This window comes from Qipengyuania seohaensis (assembly GCF_002795865.1).
GTDB classification, from domain to species: domain Bacteria; phylum Pseudomonadota; class Alphaproteobacteria; order Sphingomonadales; family Sphingomonadaceae; genus Qipengyuania; species Qipengyuania seohaensis.
This window is the reverse complement of the sequence record NZ_CP024920.1, coordinates 466,877-481,891: the sequence shown is the minus strand read 5'-3', so window position 1 is coordinate 481,891 and position 15,015 is coordinate 466,877. Positions and strand designations below refer to the sequence as shown.

Sequence of the window (15,015 nt, the reverse complement as noted above, 5' to 3'; positions counted from 1 at the left end):
CCCGGACACGTCCGTTCCGGTGATCAGGAGACGATCTATGACCAAGTCCCGCCGCACCGCTTCAGTTTCTCCAGCCGGGCGCATCACTGCTGCCATCATTGAAAAGCTGGAGCAGGGCACCAAACCCTGGGTCAAGCCGTGGCGTGGCTTGCCGCTTTCTCGCCCGCTGCGCTCCTGCGGGACACCGTATCGCGGCATGAATACCTTCTGGCTCTGGATGGTAGCCGATGCCTGCGGATACGCCTCTCCCTACTGGATGACATACCGCCAATGCCAGACGCTTGGAGGTCAGGTCCGCAAAGGCGAGAAATCGACCATTGCGATCTTTTACAAAAGCTACACCAAGGAGGTCGAAAACGCCGAAGGCGGTCAGGACACGGAGAGCAGGCGCGTGCTGAAGGCCTATTCAGTCTTCAATGCCGACCAATGCGATGGCCTTCCCGCATTCTACCATCCGAAGCCACTGGTTGCCGCGCTTGAACCCGAAGGCCGCGAAGAGCGGCTCGATGCTTTCTTCGCCCGGATCGAGGCAGACCTGCGGCATCACGGAGCCCAGGCATACTATGAGCCGCTGCGCGACCGCATAACCATACCGCCCGCCGAGCTTTTCGAAGCCTACGACCACTACTATTCGACACTCGCGCATGAGCTGTCGCACTGGACCGGCCATTCCTCGCGGCTCGATCGCGATCTCAAGAACCGTTTCGGTAGCGATGCTTATGCTGCCGAAGAACTGATCGCCGAACTGTCCTCAGCCATTCTCGGGGCAGAGTTGGGTCTTCCAGTCACTCACCTCGATAATCATGCGAGCTACATCGCGTCTTGGCTCAAGATCCTCAAATCGGACGAGCGCGCGATCCTGACCGCGGCTGCAAAGGCCGAGGAGGCAGCCACGTTGTTGCTCGAACTGGGTGGACTTCAAACATGTGAAGGCGAGACCGACGTCGATCTTGCTAGTGCAGCCTAAGGAGCGGTGAGATGGGACGTTCCGTCAGCTATCCGACCGGCTCATTGGTAGCCTTTCGCCTGCTCGATGACGGCCAAGACGACGATGCGGACTGGGTCTATGAGTGCCTCGTCGACGAGATCATCGATACCACAAAGGCAGCCTTTCCATCCTTCGAGACCTTCGATGGATGGCGCGGTCGCGAGGAGCGTATCCTCCTGCGCAACGCTTTCGCCGATTGCGGGATATCGACCTATTGCGGGCTTGCCGCGATCTGGCTCGCCCCTCGCGATGATGCTCGCTTTTGGGAAGCTGACTTCTTTCACCCGCGCGCGGCCCGTGCGCGCCACTGGCTCGCCCAAGTGGCGCCGCGTTTCGAACGAATGTTCGGCGAACTCAAAATGGTCGGGCGTTTCTCAAACGGAGAGGCGGTCTTCGAACATCAGAAATCTTGCATTTGAGTGATAAGTGTGTATATCTTGCAGATGAAAGGAAAGGTCATGGCGACGAAGCCACTCGAATTGCAGCCCGATGATGGAAAGGTCCTCACCTCTGCTATCGCGCGCATTGCGGAGTTCTGGGGCCTCACCAACCCCAAGCTTGGTGCAATCCTGGGGGTGTCGGAATCGACGGCCTCGCGCCTGCGCTCGGGCAAGGCACAGCTCGACCCTGCATCGAAGTCCTTCGAAGCTGCTCAGTTCCTCCTGCGGCTATTCCGCTCGCTCGATGCTCTGCTCGGGAGCGATGACATGTCTGCGCGCGCGTGGCTGACGACCGCCAATCTCGATCTCGATGCGCGCCCGATCGATCTCGTCGACAGCTTCAAGGGTCTCATTACCGTTTGCGACTATGTGGACGCCCACCGCGCTCGCGTCTGAGTTCCGCCGCTATCGCCGAACGGTATGGCGGGTAGTCGAAGCACAGCATCGTATCTCGACCAATCGTTTGACCTCAGATCTTGGCGAGCAACAGCGGCTTGAGGAACTGGCAGATAGCGCAAAGCCCGACCTTCCGAAGTCCGCGCACGGGTTGCACTATCTCCTCGCTTCACCCTTTCGCTATGGCCACACGGTTGCCAGCCGCTTTCGCCGGGCAAACGAGGGACCCGGGATTTTCTACGCCAGCGAAGCCGAAGGCACCGCTATCACCGAGACCGCCTATTGGCGGCTCAAATTCTACAGCCGCTCGCCGGGGTTCGTTCCGGGCAACCGGACAAGCGAGCATCTGAGCTTTTCCGTAGCCGTATCGGTCACGCGGTTGACCGATACGACCAGGCCGCCGCTTGAGGCCGATGCCCAGCGATGGCTTGACCCGGACGACTATTCGCATTGCCAGGACCTTGCCGCTTCGGTGCGCGAGGCGGGGGGTCAGGCCATCCGGGCACGGTCCGCGCGGGAGCCGGACGGTATGAACCTGGCACTGCTCGATCCGGCCGGCTTTGCGAAATCGGAACCGGATCACGGTCGGGGGTGGCACTTGCGCCACGAGGGAGATCGACTAACCGCGATCGCGGCTTTCCCGCATGCGGAAGTGCTTGCCTTCACGCCGGGCCAGTTCGGCCTCCCGGAGCGCTCCTGAACCGATCCGGGACTCCTCCCAGACAACTCCAGCACCACTCCGACACTATCCCGCGCGAGCCTGTTCGCTGGTCCTTGTGCCCTGGACCGGTCAGGTCCCACCGCAACCCGCGCAAGGCTGCGGCCCGTGTGGCCCGCGCCAGCCTTGCCTTGCGGGGTTTCCCGCTGCCGCGGTGCGGCGTTCCCTTGTCCCGGTCCTTTTCGTGCACGGCGAACAGGCCCGCGCGGAAATTCCTCTGCCGGCACTCGCCGGTCTCAGGAGGACTACTCAGATGTATGACAGTTTTGCCAGCCAGCTTGCCGGTCTCGATCTATCCGGCTTCTCGATCACGCCTGCCCCTTTCAACGAGGCCGACTTCCCTTGCGAGGACGCCATGGCTCACACGCTCGGAGCGGTCTGGTCCGATCTCTTCGCGCTGTTCGCCGATACCGCGCTCGAATCCGACGCCGAGGATCTCGCCTGGGGCTTCGTCAACCTCTTCCACCGCGCTGCCAGCCGCAAGTCGGCCTTGGTGGACCGGGCCTCGGATGAAATCCGCGCCCTGTTGGCATCGGCCGACGGCTCCGAAGTGCATTCGTCGAACCTTGAGGAACAGACGCTGCGCGCCCAGTCAGCTGAAGCCAGCATGCTAGCATTCGAGCAGATGCGCGAGGTTGCGGCAGGTCTATACCGAGACGAAACCGGTTCCTCCTGGAAGCCCGTATCGGGATCGCGTGCGCGCCATTCAAAGACCATGACTTCGGCAGTGATCGATGCCCGCGATTTCCTGCGCGTGCGCAAGGAACGTCGTCAGGCTGCACATTCGCCAGAGGGTACACCGGTGGTCTTCGCCGGCGGCCGCAACCGCTTCGACAGCGAGAACGACGCCAAGGCATACGCGGCGAACATCTGGGCTACGCTCGACAAGGTACGCGAGGTCGTTCCCGATCTCTTTCTGATTCACGGCGGCGACGGTAAAGGAGCCGACAGACTGGCCGCATCCTGGGCCGAGCGTCACGAAGTCCAGCAACTGACGTTCGGGCTTGAACGCCGTCTCGGTGCCCGCGCAGGGTTCAAGCGCAACGAGCAAATGCTCGGTCTTAACCCTCGCTACGTCGTGGCATTTCCTGGTAACGGCGTGACCGAGCGCCTGGTGATCGAGGCCAAGAAGCAGCGCATCACGGTCGTGGATCGTCGCGGGCCGTTGGGTAGCTGTCCTAGGTGAACGCTCAAGGTTCGCTCGGCGTTTTCGCGATTGCGTCCCCGGTCACCAGAAAAAGGGCGGCCCCATTTGGAGCCGCCCACAAGGAGAGAACTCATTGCATCGCTGCTCCGAGCCCTTCGGGTCGCAATGGCTGAATAGCACCGAATGCAATCCAGTCGATTGTAGGGTTACGACAGGCCCGAATAGATACGCTTTCGAGCAAATTTATTGTTCATTGCGGTGACCTGAGTGCCTGTGCAGCCAAACATTTCTGGGACGAACACGTTTGTTGCTGGCTGCGGCGCGATGCTTGTCGTTCCTGCATCTGATTTTCCAAGCTACAAGACCGGCAATGCAACTCGATGATCTTCTCCTGCGCTACTTTGCCTCGACCAATTTGGCTGAGATAGCACCCGACACTTTCGCGGCGGGCATTGAGCATTGCCGTGTCGACCTTGGCCTCGAGCAGGACCGGGGCAAGCGCTTTGCACTGTGGTCGTTCCTGCACATGTTCGGGTCCGCCCCCGACCTCGACGTGGCGTTCGAGAACGAGGAAGACCGGGAAGCAGCTCGCAACTTCATGGATCTCCTAGCGGCATCGGAAGGCGATGGGGTAGGTTGATTGTAGCAGGGTCTTGGCACCTTCAGATCCGCACCCGATACCCATCCGGCTTTCTTCGCGAACAGTCCTGAACCAGGTCAGCTGAGGAGCCGCAACCCGTTCCTTTCCGGCCGTGTTGGCAGCTGCGCTGCCTGCCCGCACCACCCGTCATGAACAGGTTTCCCTTCGGCCCTTCAGGCCTGCGGTGCAGTCCTCCCATGCCCTGCTTCTTCTGGATGTTCGCAAGCCGGAGATGGTCTCCGGTTTGAGGAACTGAAGGACTTTCACCATGACCAATATCGCAATCCTCACCGGCCGCATCGCCCGCGATCCGGACACCCGCGAGACCAAGGGCGGCACCAATGTCACCGGGATCACCGTTGTCACCGATCGTCCCGCACGCGACAAGGACGGCAAGACCTACAAGGACGAGAACGGCTACACCGCCAAGGAAAGCGAGTTCCACCGGGTGACCTGCTTTAACGGCCTCGCCAAGACCGTCGGCCAGTATTGCTCCAAGGGTCAGCTTGTCAGCGTCCAGGGCCGCATCCACTACACCCAGTGGGAAGACAAGGACGGGGTCACGCGATACGGTACCGAGATCCTCGCCGACAAGGTCGACTTCCTCTCGCGCGGCAACGGCTCCGGCGAGAACGACGACAACAAGGATGCTCCCGAGATCGACTGAACTCTCCCGTCGATCTCCCTCCCAAAGGGGTCCTGTCCAAGCCGGACAGGGCCCCTTTCCTCGTTCTACTTCACAGGTATTTGTTGAGAGCGAGGAGAAGGTGTGGAGGCGCCCAGCCGCATCAACGCCTCGTCCTCCCCGAGCTTTGCAAGCTCCACAGCCACTCTTGCCAGGCCCTTCTTCGAGAACGTTTCGAGGCCCGTTCCGAGGATTACGCTGCCCAGTTCAAGTGCAGCCTGTTGCTCGAGTTCTTTCTGACGCTGGTCGAGTGCCAGCCGGTCGGCCTCCAGCTTCTGGAGTGCAGCTACAGCGCTTCGTTTCGATGGCATTTGAGTTCGTCCTTACTCCCCTTCTACGTTCCTCCCGGGGGCCCCAATGGAGCAGGCAAGACCCTGTAGGAAAGTCCTTTTGCAGATGACTGGCACGGGCGCTCTTCATCGGGCGGGGGAGGGGCCTGGCTCACGGACTTTCAAGGATGACGGGCCCGGCACCGGCGCGTCAAGGACGGCGGGGCCCCACCATTTTGCCTCCCCTACGCTTGCGCTGCGGTTCGACAAAATCGTTGCCCCCACCGCCGCTTCGCGGTCGCCCGTTTGGGCGATCCCTGACCCGCCGGCACCGCGCCCATCCGCCTTCCTCCTGTCGTCTCACCGACAGACATCAGGAGGAAATCATGACTACACTTGGCAATCTTGAATCGAACTCGAACAGCTACTTCGAAGCACTCGCCACTGCCGAACGGCGGGCCTTGCACAGTTTCTTCGACCAACATGTCGTCGAGGATGACGACCTTGGATACTTCGCTCTCGACGAGGGTGACTACAACGCCTTGCCAGCACACCTGGCGAGCCGGGTGGTGCATACGGTGCATGGCGGCATGCTCGACGAGTTCTGACCATCAAACAGGGCGGGAGCCGGTGACGGTTCCCGCCCTTTTTTCGTGTTCGCAGGTGGAGGGCCTAGGCGTGATGTGGAGCGGGGCTGGTGACGCGCTCGGTCCCGCACCACCTGCGGCGGTGCTCCTGCGGGCGCGGTGTATTTGTTCCGGGCCCCGCACGCGCTTGCGCACCGCGACCAGGTCGGACCAGCGCGCGCGGCAGGACCGACAGGTCCCGTTCCTGCCGCTTCACACATGGTCCTTGGCCGGTCCCTCTTGCGCAGGCGCGGTCTCTTGTTGAGGTTGGAGCATCAAGAAGACCGCTCCCAAACATTGGCCGATGCAAATGGTTGCGCACGCTCGTTTGGCATGGTTTGGGAATGACCATTGAGAAAGAACGGCCAGGATCACTGGTCACCACCCGCGCAATTGGAGACGGAGGCACACCGTACGCAGCCTAAGCTGCATGAATGAAAGAAAAGCACGATAAAACAGTACGTTCAGTTTCGGTAACACTGGAGCGATCGCATAGTAGCCAAGGCTCAGTCATAGCCCCTCGCAGGCCATCGTTCAGACTAAAACTGACTGGCCATATCGCTCGTCGCAAGTCGCTTCCCATCGGTATTACGTGGGACACCGAACTTCCCGGCTTCGGACTTCGCAAACGGAAGTCGGGTCACCTCACATGGATAGTGAAGCATAGCCCGCGAGGTGTGCAGCGCATGGTGACGCTGGGTTGCGCGGGGATGGCGGCAGGTGCGCTGAGCGCGCCCGCCGCGCGCGCTGCCGCGCGCAGTTTGCTCATCAAGGCCACGCTTGCGGACCTCCCGACCGCGCCCGAGAGGAGGCGAGTGCCGCTGTTCGCTGATTATGCCGAAGAGTTCTGGCAGGACTACTCGCCGCATTGGAAGCCAGCGACGCAGCGATCGTCGCGTTCGCGCATTGATCAGTTGCTCGTGCCCAGGTTCGGTGACCTGCCTGTCGATATGATCGAACGCGGAGACATCAACCGCTGGCGAGACAGCATGGCGGAGCGGGGAGGGACCTTTAATCGCGCGATACCGATCATGTCGGTGATGATGCAATATGCCGAGAAGCTCGGCTACCGGGTGAAGAACACCAACCCGTGTCGCGGTGTCTCGCGTTTCAAACGCGATCTTCCCGAGCGCTACCTCTCCGCCGATGAATATCGCAGGCTGGGGCGCGTTCTGGCCGAACACGATGGTGTCAATCCGTTCGTCGTTCCGGCCTTACTCATGCTCATCTACACTGGCGCGCGGGTGTCCGAGATTGCGACCTTGCGTTGGCGATATGTCCAGTTGCCACGGCTTCAATTGCCGGACAGCAAGACCGGCCCAAAGACGATCTATCTCAACCCGCAAGCAATCGCTGTGCTTGATGGACTGGAACGTCGCGCCGATGAGCTGCTGGTCTTTCCTGCCATACGTCGCGAAGCCCCGATCAACCTCGGTCAGTACTGGGATCGCATCAGGCGCAAGGCTGCGCTGCCCGACGTGCGGCTCCACGATCTGCGTCACAGCTTTGCCTCGGTTGCCATCGCTCAACACATTCCACTGGCGACAATCGGCAAGCTTCTCGGCCACGCACTTCCGGAAACGACTGCGCGGTACGCGCATCTGGCAGACGAAGTGATTGCTGAAAGCGCCGATCGCATCTGCTCCAATCTCGCCAGTGCAATGGGGATTGCGGCTTGACCAAGTACAATCTCAAGCAGATCATTGCAGAGGAACTGGCACGCGTCGTTCCGGGCGAGGCAGGCAAGCGCCGCTCGAGATTTGACTATGTGCTCCCCGGCTTTGGCGAGCGGATCCATCCATCGGGCCGCAAGAGCTATGTGCTGCAGCGCACGATTGGCGGCAGGCAACGGCTGATCACTATTGGCGATGCGGCAATCCTGACAGAGCGTATTGCCAAGGACGTCGCACGACGTCTTATCCTGCGTATCGAGCTTGGCGAGAACCCTGCCGACAAGAAGCAGCGCGCGCGCAAGACGCCTACCTATTCGGCATTTCTGAAATCATACTGGGAAGTCGCTGCGCCGACCTGGAAACCGTCAACGCGCGAAATCCAGAACATTTACCGGCGAACCCGTTTGGATCATGCTTTTCCGGGTAAGTTCATCGACGAGATAAGCCATGCTGATGCTGTGCGCTGGCATGCAGAGCTGACGCGCTCGGCGGGCCCAGGCGCTGCCAACCGCGCCATGGAAATTCTCAAAGCCATGTTCGGCAAAGCCGAGGCCTGGGGCTATCTGACCGAACATTCAAATCCGTTTCGCGGCGTGAAGCGCAACAGGGGGCGCAAGATCGAGCGTTTCCTGAGCCATGAAGAGATGGCCCGGCTTGGTCGCGCGTTGGCGGACAATCGTGCTGAGAACCCGGTCGAGGTCGGGGTGATTTCGCTTCTCGCGCTGACAGGCTGTCGTCGCGGCGAGATCCTCAATCTCACTTGGGGCGAGGTTCAGGGCCGTAAGTTGAAACTCAATGACTCAAAGACCGGTCCGCGAATTGTCTGGCTTGGTCAGGAGGCGAGGGCGGTGCTCGACGCATTTCCGCGCGGAAAGAAGGACCAGCGCGTTTTCACGTTCGACGTTCTGCCAAGATCGGCTTTGGATTGGTTTTGGCGGAGATTGCGGTGCGAAGCCGGACTGGACGATGTCCGGTTGCACGACCTAAGGCACAACTACGCCAGCCTAGCCGCGCGCTCTTCCGAAACACTGCCGATGATCGGCAATCTCTTGGGGCACCGGCACGTCACGACTACTGCTCGTTACGCTCACTTGGACGACGGCGTTTTGCTCGAGGCTGCAGCTTTGATCGGCGAGAGCATTTCGCTTCACCTGCCAAGTAGCTGACAAGACGAGTCGGACCGTCCGGAAGGACAGATTTGGCTAGCTCTTCCTCGATCGCGCCATCGGGTCTTATGGCTGCTAGGCGCCCTAATTCCGGACGTTCAGCCTTTCCCTGCGGATGCCTGAAAGCAGACCGGCAGCTTTGCTCCGGTAATGAGCACCGCCAATGTCCCATTATGGGTGGGAAGCGGACACTTCAGTTATGCTGTGGCGCCACTCTGAGCTCCATCCCATCGCCTGTAGCTTCCCACTCAGCATTTGCACTTAGCGAGTTCGCGAGCGAGTGTATCACCCTAGTACCCAATCCGGATTTCGACATGGCCCGCTCCGCATCCAACTTAGTCGCTTTTCCGTTGTCGCGGCATACAATCGACCACGAACCAGCACCGCCATTTATGTGCACGGTGATGGCCCCTATCCCATCCTTCGCGCCGTGCTTCACACTATTGGACACAAACTCATTCACGATCAGGAGAAGAGCATTTGCCAGCTGAGGTGTTGCTTCGAAAGCATCAACCTCAATCGACAAAGTTGCCGATTCCGGGATGAGGTATCGCAGGTCCGCCTGTACTCGTTCAAATAGAGATTTCAGGTCTATATGGCCACCGGCTTCCAGCTCGTGCAATTCAGCGTGAAGCGAAGCCAGAGAGCGAATGCGCGTACTTGCGTCATCGAGTTCCAGCTTTAGCGCCTCATGGGATGTTCTACGGGCTTTCATTGACAACATTGCGCCGATCGAGGCCAACGAGTTCTTCACACGATGATCCACCTCTCTTCGCAGCACTCGCTCATCTTCGAGAGCGATCCGGAGATTAAGTTCGCGCATTACGTGTTTCGATAGAACCATCAGAATCTTACGCTGGCGATCAGTGAGGGTTCGCGGTTTGTTGTCGAGGACACAAAGGGTGCCCAAAGGTAGACCATTCGCCCCCTTGAGAACCGCTCCCGCATAAAAACGAAATCCTGGCTCTGATGTGCACAGAGGGTTGTCCGCCATCCGTTCATCTCGAAGCGTATCGGGTATCTCCACGAAGTCGCCCTGTAGGATGACGTGACCACACAAACTCGTTTCTATGGGAGTGGATCTTACGCCGAGGCCGACTTCGGCCTTGAACCACTGACGTCCCTCGTCGATGAAGTTCACGACCGAAACAGGCGTCTCGCAGATTTCCGAGGCGATCTCGACCAGCTCATCGAAATCCTTCTCCCGCTCGGTGTCGAGAATGCCGTATCGGCGAAGCTCCGTTAGGCGCTCCTCTTCCTGAGGGTGAAGGCTGGGTTTCATTTGTGCGTTCTAGCAGGAACATCGGCGTTGTGAACCTGAGGCAGATGGCCGCAATCGGGTCGTTTGCGGAATGTCCGGTTTCGGTTCCAACTGCGTCAAAACTGCCATACCGCTGTCGGGTGGAAAGTCGGCGCTAACGAATGTCCGTTGATGGGGTGGCAAGCGGACGTTGAAAGAGCAACCGCTTTAACCAATCTCCTAACCCAAGAATACCTGTAGGGTCGCGCCTCCACACCATAGGATGATTAAGAGAACGCTTTCCCACCCTATGCCGGCCGGGCCGTGTTTTTGCCGTCGCAACAATCCAATGAGTAGCACTGCTGTCATCAGCAGCACCAAAGCCATCCAGAAGACTGAGCGTTGCGAGATCGCATGATAAATGGAGCCATCGCGATATGCGATATCGCTCGATGCTATGAACAGGGCATCGAACATGTTGCCGCCGATGATCCCCCCAATCGCCAGTTGCAGGGCACCCCGCCTCACGGCTGCAATCGTTGTAACAAGTTCGGGCAAAGAGGTCACGACGGCGGTACCGAGGGCCCCCACCACACCTTGCGATATGCCCAGCCTTTCGGAAAGCTCGATGCCGACTAGGCCGACAACCCAGCCGGAAATACCTACGACAATGATCAGGATTCCGAACAGCGAGCCGATAAGCCAAAGAGATCTGTGATCTTGTGATTGATCATCGTCTTCGTGCCGGGTCGCACTTGTCGACCGCGGGAGCCACATCGGTTTGCGATGGATCTTGTGAGCGTTGTAGAGCCCGATGAAGTAGGCCCCAATAAGAACGGGTGTCACAGGATTGACGGCAAAGATAGCGAATGGAGGCGCTGTCCATGCCATGATCGGCAGCGTAATAAGTATGAGCAGGACAGTTGCCTGACCAAGATTAACCGCGCTTGCAGCAGCATGTTCAAGATTTACCTTGCGATAGGCAACATCTGCCAGCGCAAGAAACATTGTTTGCGCGGCGATGCCGCCCAAGGCGTTGGTGATCGCGAGGTCGGCGGCACCCGAAGCTGCGGTGCTTGTTGAGGTTACAATGCCCGCAATGCTGGTACCTGCGCCCAACAGAACGGAACCTACCAACGCTTCTCCAAACCTTGTTCGATCAGCGATCGTGTCGGCATAACCCGCCATTCTGGTACCGAGCAATGCGATGATCAGTCCGCATCCTGCGAAAGTCGCATATAATGCCAATGTCGAAATCTGGCTAAGGTCTGGCAGAGGCTAACTCCAAGAACAATGAGCCTCCGAAACGATGGGATCAGGCGGACTGTTCCGTCATGATTAGTTTGAACGGGGATTCGACATGCCCTGCGTGAGCCAGAACTGCGGCACCACTTTGAGTCATTTAGGCTATGGCCTATCGGCGAGAATCCTTGCCGAGCAATTCTCTCATTTGTCGTCGGCTCTAGTGATTTGCCACCGACCCAGCACGATTATGTCGATGGCGGCTTACTGCTTCTCGCACATTATTAAACAAAAGAAACAGCGACTGGCGGCAAAGCATGGGAAACAACATCGTGGCATTGGCGTAATGCAGTTATGGAGTTCTTTGCACCCGAAACGATGAGCTGGGAGAGCGCCGCATGGCGTTTTGCCTTCGCAACACTCTTGCCCTTCTTAATCGGCATGGAAAGATTTCTTCGACGCAAACCAATCGATTTCAGACCATTCGTCATTATCTCTGTGGGCTCATGCGGGCTCGTCATGGCATCTATTGAAATGCTTCAGACGATCAATGAAACTAATTCGAATATCGATCCGACCAGGGTGATAGAGGGGGTAATCACTGGCATTGGTTTTTTGGGCGCTGGCGCCATGTTCCGGGAGGGTAATTTCGTTCAAGGCGCGGGTTCCGCTGCAGCCATTTGGGTTGCTGGAGCGATTGGATTGACTTGTGGGATGGGTGAGCTCTGGCTCGCCATTGCGATTGCTGTAATCGTTTTGCTGCTTTTAATCGCGAGTGGCCCATTCACCTCGAAATGGGATCCAGACAACAAGGATCACTAAGTCCCCAAAGACTAGGGTTTCCAACATGTCCTTTGCCAGGTCCCACTATCGGATCACTGCGAGTAGGTCCGTCCGTGGCACTCGCCTAGCTCGACAAATTAGGCACGAGCTGAGTGGCAAGCGGACAGAACAATGCGGAACGATTATGATCTCTAGCTAGTTCTTTTATCGAAGCGACCATTCTGGTCGTGCAATTTTAGGAGAACAACAATGGGCGAGATGAAGGACAAGGCCAAAGGAATAGCAAACGAAGCTGTTGGCGAAGCAAAGCAGCACTCTGGAGATGCCGAAACACGTGCTGAGGGAAAGGCGCAAGAACGTAAGGGCGAAGCTCAGAATTTGAAGGGCGAAATAAAGGGTGATCTCGGAAACAAGATCTGAGCTCTCCTAATCATCAATGAAGAGGTTGCCCATTGGGGGTCTTTTCATTGGCGGAGCGCCAATGAGCGACGGTAGGGCCCATTGCTATGCGCACGTGTCAATTCTCCCACTGCGATTGTGAGGAGGCAATCGTGGGGCGGGAAGCGGACGTGAAGGAATCGTAGAATCTAGTAGCCTCGTGGAACTTCAGATCCAGAACTGCGCTACTATCTCATGCAGCAAACAAGCTCCCAACCTGAAGGCCCAAACCAACTATGCGACGCTACCTTGGTGGATTCGTTAATAACTCACGTCGATCAGCCAGAATTTCCATGTGTGGGTGCGAAATCAGCCAAGGCCACCGATAATCTGCAAATCGAAACAGCCTGGCGCTTAACGAGCGCCTGGAATGACATCCAAATACATGAACGGTTGCTCGATTGGAGTGATAATTACGACGCTAACCCATCGGGTTTACGCAGTCTGGCTGTAGTTTTTGCAGGCCCACTGGATCTGGATGAGGAACAATTCGAAACTGCGATGTGGGAGAGGCTACAATCCCTCGCAGCAAAGGACGACTGGCGTGGCCAGCCTTATAGTGAAAAGGTGAGCAGCGACCCAAGCGATCCGCATTTCTCACTAAGCTTTGGGAAACAGGCTTACTTTGTTGTAGGCCTTCACCCTAACGCCTCGCGAAGCGCTCGGCGGACACCGTACCCCACTTTAGTTTTCAACTTGCATGATCAATTCGAGCAGTTGCGCGCATCCCAAAAGTACGAGCGGATGCGGCAAGCCATATTACAACGGGATGCGGAGCTCGACGGCTCGATAAATCCCATGCTCGCTCGTCACGGCGAGGACAGTGAAGCGCGGCAATATAGCGGCCGTAGAGTTAGCGAAGACTGGAAGTGCCCGTTCTCTGACCCGAGGGACCAATGACGAAGCGCATCATGCCCAGGACTGGAGTGGCGATTGACCTTGCAGAGGGGGACATACTCACTGTTATCGATCCAGAAGGTGGCCAAGTGAGCGATCTTCTCGCAGTTTCACGTTCGGACCCACGGGAGATCCTCTCCAATGGCCGCACCTTCGATTACGAAGAATCGATCAAGCTCAAGACCGGGTCGCAGCTGTGGTCCAATCGATCAAACCCGATGCTGACTATTATCGAGGACACAGTAGGGACGCATGACTTCCTGCTGACACCTTGCTCCGCAGCAACCTTTAAGCACTTTTATCCGGACAAGCCGGTCCATCGCGGGTGCTTTGGAAATCTCGCTGAAGCCCTGGCCCCTTATGGCGTCAAACCGGACGATATTCCCACCGCCTTCAATGTATTCATGAATGTACCGGTCAGACCCGATGGAATCTTGTCCGTTGAGCCGCCGCTCAGCAAAGCGGGCGACCTCATCCGCTTCCGCTCGGAGATGGATCTCGTGGTGGGCCTAACCGCCTGCTCGGCCTACGCTTCAAACGGCAGCACGTTCAAGCCAATCGATTATCGTATTGAGCGGGGTGAGGGTTAGCCCAATGCTAAATATACTCCAATGGTACGGCGCCATCGCTGGGGTTATCGCTGCGCTGCTTGTCGCTTCGAACATCAGCCGCCGCGTGTCAGGCTGGGCATTCGTGCTCTTCGTCACTTCCTCGATTGCTTTAATCGCCTGGGGGTTTCTGGGTGAGGATTCTGCCGGCATCGGTTGGCAGAATATCTGCCTTCTTATCATCAATTTATGGGGTGTTTATCGCTATCTAATTTGCAAGGCCGCCCCACCTACCCCAGAGGAAAGCGCTTGAGGATCTCCTATCTCGCGCCTCTTTCCGCAATGGTTGTGCTGGCTGTTGGTGTCGCTGGACATTTTGCCAGCGGATCGATCTACTCAGCCCTGGAAGCACGCGAACTGATCGACGCGCTCAGTCGGCCAGCATTATATCTCGGCAGTGCTATTGCGGCGAGCGCAGCTACCACTTTGGCGCTCATGCTCAACTTACTTGGGATGATCAAAAGGGCAGATGCAGACTTCGACGCTGCGATGTACAGACGGGTCTATCGAATAAGCCTGCTCGGCGCCTGGCTATTAGGTGGAGCGGTGGTCATGCTTCTTTTCATGACAATGCCCATTGGCGAGTTCGATCAGATACCTGAAATCTGGTATCCGACACTCTACAAAGTGCTCTACTGGTGGGTAGTTATCCTCAGCGCCCTATTGGTTGCTATGGTCACAATGTTATTCTCCACCATCCGCGATTTGATCGCCAGCGTTACTCCGCATGATGACATATAGCCGGCGCCCCGCTCGATAGGATCGTCGTTTCCGGAGCAGGAGCAATCGATGCTTACGCAGCTTCACACAACGATTCCGGTTCACGTAATCGACAAGGGGTCTGGGATCGCATTCGCTGTCATTGACTACGGCATCGAGCACAATCTCATTTGGGTCATCGCGCTGGATGAGAAGGGCGAGATTTGGTGTGCCCCCAATCCCAAAATCCGTGTCGCCAAAAATTGGACTCTGGGCCGCAAGAAGGACCAAGAAGTTCTGAATAGCCCCGCAGCGGTAGACGCACGGAGAACTAGCTCGAGCGAGCAGCTAAACGATCAT

Annotated in this window: 19 protein-coding genes; 16 read left to right on the top strand and 3 right to left on the bottom strand. The window is 57.9% G+C overall.

The features are described from left to right. The first annotated feature begins 37 nt into the window (after window positions 1-37). The 7 genes from CVE41_RS02420 (at window position 38) to CVE41_RS02390 (ending at window position 4,996) form a co-directional block, all read left to right on the top strand. Window positions 38-967: an ArdC family protein gene (locus CVE41_RS02420; protein WP_100259227.1), complete on the top strand. Its 930-nt coding sequence runs from the start codon at window positions 38-40 to the stop codon at window positions 965-967. Between the two features lie 11 nt (window positions 968-978). Then, window positions 979-1,407 (top strand): hypothetical protein, encoded by a 429-nt coding sequence (locus CVE41_RS02415; protein WP_100259226.1) that lies wholly within the window; start codon window positions 979-981, stop codon window positions 1,405-1,407. 39 nt (window positions 1,408-1,446) lie between these two features. Beyond that, complete coding sequence (locus CVE41_RS02410) at window positions 1,447-1,824, top strand: MbcA/ParS/Xre antitoxin family protein (protein WP_007163751.1); 378 nt, start codon at window positions 1,447-1,449, stop codon at window positions 1,822-1,824. A gap of 67 nt (window positions 1,825-1,891) precedes the next feature. Then, on the top strand, window positions 1,892-2,524 hold the full coding sequence (locus CVE41_RS02405) for an RES family NAD+ phosphorylase (protein WP_232725765.1): 633 nt from the start codon (window positions 1,892-1,894) through the stop codon (window positions 2,522-2,524). 271 nt (window positions 2,525-2,795) lie between these two features. Next, window positions 2,796-3,728: a DUF2493 domain-containing protein gene (locus CVE41_RS02400; protein ID WP_100259224.1), complete on the top strand. Its 933-nt coding sequence runs from the start codon at window positions 2,796-2,798 to the stop codon at window positions 3,726-3,728. Between the two features lie 331 nt (window positions 3,729-4,059). Next, window positions 4,060-4,329, top strand: a complete 270-nt coding sequence (locus tag CVE41_RS02395; protein ID WP_100259223.1) for a hypothetical protein — start codon at window positions 4,060-4,062, stop codon at window positions 4,327-4,329. Between the two features lie 268 nt (window positions 4,330-4,597). Further along, complete coding sequence (locus tag CVE41_RS02390) at window positions 4,598-4,996, top strand: single-stranded DNA-binding protein (RefSeq protein WP_022673610.1); 399 nt, start codon at window positions 4,598-4,600, stop codon at window positions 4,994-4,996. A 65-nt stretch (window positions 4,997-5,061) separates the two neighbouring features. On the opposite strand, the gene CVE41_RS02385 is transcribed toward CVE41_RS02390, so the two are convergent. Continuing rightward, window positions 5,062-5,325 (bottom strand): DUF6437 family protein, encoded by a 264-nt coding sequence (locus CVE41_RS02385; RefSeq protein WP_100259222.1) that lies wholly within the window; start codon window positions 5,323-5,325, stop codon window positions 5,062-5,064. Window positions 5,326-5,669: 344 nt separating this feature from the next. Here CVE41_RS02385 and CVE41_RS02380 point away from each other — a divergent pair, with 344 nt between their 5' ends. The 3 genes from CVE41_RS02380 (at window position 5,670) to CVE41_RS02370 (ending at window position 8,748) form a co-directional block, all read left to right on the top strand. Beyond that, the gene (locus tag CVE41_RS02380; RefSeq protein WP_054588548.1) at window positions 5,670-5,891 is read left to right on the top strand and encodes a hypothetical protein; all 222 of its coding nucleotides are present in this window, start codon (window positions 5,670-5,672) and stop codon (window positions 5,889-5,891) included. Between the two features lie 674 nt (window positions 5,892-6,565). Beyond that, window positions 6,566-7,588 (top strand): tyrosine-type recombinase/integrase, encoded by a 1,023-nt coding sequence (locus CVE41_RS02375; RefSeq protein ID WP_232725764.1) that lies wholly within the window; start codon window positions 6,566-6,568, stop codon window positions 7,586-7,588. Beyond that, window positions 7,585-8,748 carry a site-specific integrase gene (locus CVE41_RS02370; RefSeq protein WP_100259220.1) on the top strand — a complete coding sequence of 388 codons (1,164 nt, stop codon included), beginning with the start codon at window positions 7,585-7,587 and terminating at the stop codon, window positions 8,746-8,748. Before CVE41_RS02375 ends, CVE41_RS02370 begins: the two co-directional genes overlap by 4 nt. Before the next feature lie 193 nt (window positions 8,749-8,941). On the opposite strand, the gene CVE41_RS02365 is transcribed toward CVE41_RS02370, so the two are convergent. Both CVE41_RS02365 and CVE41_RS02360 read right to left on the bottom strand, forming a co-directional pair. Next, the gene (locus tag CVE41_RS02365) at window positions 8,942-10,030 is read right to left on the bottom strand and encodes a histidine kinase dimerization/phosphoacceptor domain -containing protein (RefSeq protein WP_100259219.1); all 1,089 of its coding nucleotides are present in this window, start codon (window positions 10,028-10,030) and stop codon (window positions 8,942-8,944) included. Between the two features lie 198 nt (window positions 10,031-10,228). Further along, on the bottom strand, window positions 10,229-11,236 hold the full coding sequence (locus CVE41_RS02360) for a sodium:calcium antiporter (protein WP_269800163.1): 1,008 nt from the start codon (window positions 11,234-11,236) through the stop codon (window positions 10,229-10,231). 348 nt (window positions 11,237-11,584) lie between these two features. Here CVE41_RS02360 and CVE41_RS02355 point away from each other — a divergent pair, with 348 nt between their 5' ends. From CVE41_RS02355 to CVE41_RS02330, 6 genes are all read left to right on the top strand, one after another. Further along, entirely contained in the window at window positions 11,585-12,052 is a 468-nt protein-coding gene (locus CVE41_RS02355) for an MgtC/SapB family protein (protein ID WP_100259217.1), read from the top strand. Between the two features lie 210 nt (window positions 12,053-12,262). Then, on the top strand, window positions 12,263-12,433 hold the full coding sequence (locus CVE41_RS02350) for a CsbD family protein (protein WP_100259216.1): 171 nt from the start codon (window positions 12,263-12,265) through the stop codon (window positions 12,431-12,433). A gap of 213 nt (window positions 12,434-12,646) precedes the next feature. Continuing rightward, window positions 12,647-13,351 carry a guanitoxin biosynthesis heme-dependent pre-guanitoxin N-hydroxylase GntA gene (gntA, locus tag CVE41_RS02345; protein WP_100259215.1) on the top strand — a complete coding sequence of 235 codons (705 nt, stop codon included), beginning with the start codon at window positions 12,647-12,649 and terminating at the stop codon, window positions 13,349-13,351. Beyond that, window positions 13,348-13,938, top strand: a complete 591-nt coding sequence (locus CVE41_RS02340; RefSeq protein WP_100259214.1) for a DUF1989 domain-containing protein — start codon at window positions 13,348-13,350, stop codon at window positions 13,936-13,938. The genes gntA and CVE41_RS02340 overlap by 4 nt, the downstream gene beginning before the upstream one ends. Window positions 13,939-13,942: 4 nt before the next feature. Next, window positions 13,943-14,209, top strand: a complete 267-nt coding sequence (locus CVE41_RS02335; RefSeq protein WP_100259213.1) for a hypothetical protein — start codon at window positions 13,943-13,945, stop codon at window positions 14,207-14,209. Beyond that, window positions 14,206-14,697 (top strand): hypothetical protein, encoded by a 492-nt coding sequence (locus CVE41_RS02330; RefSeq protein ID WP_157799372.1) that lies wholly within the window; start codon window positions 14,206-14,208, stop codon window positions 14,695-14,697. The genes CVE41_RS02335 and CVE41_RS02330 overlap by 4 nt, the downstream gene beginning before the upstream one ends. Window positions 14,698-15,015: the final 318 nt, after the last annotated feature.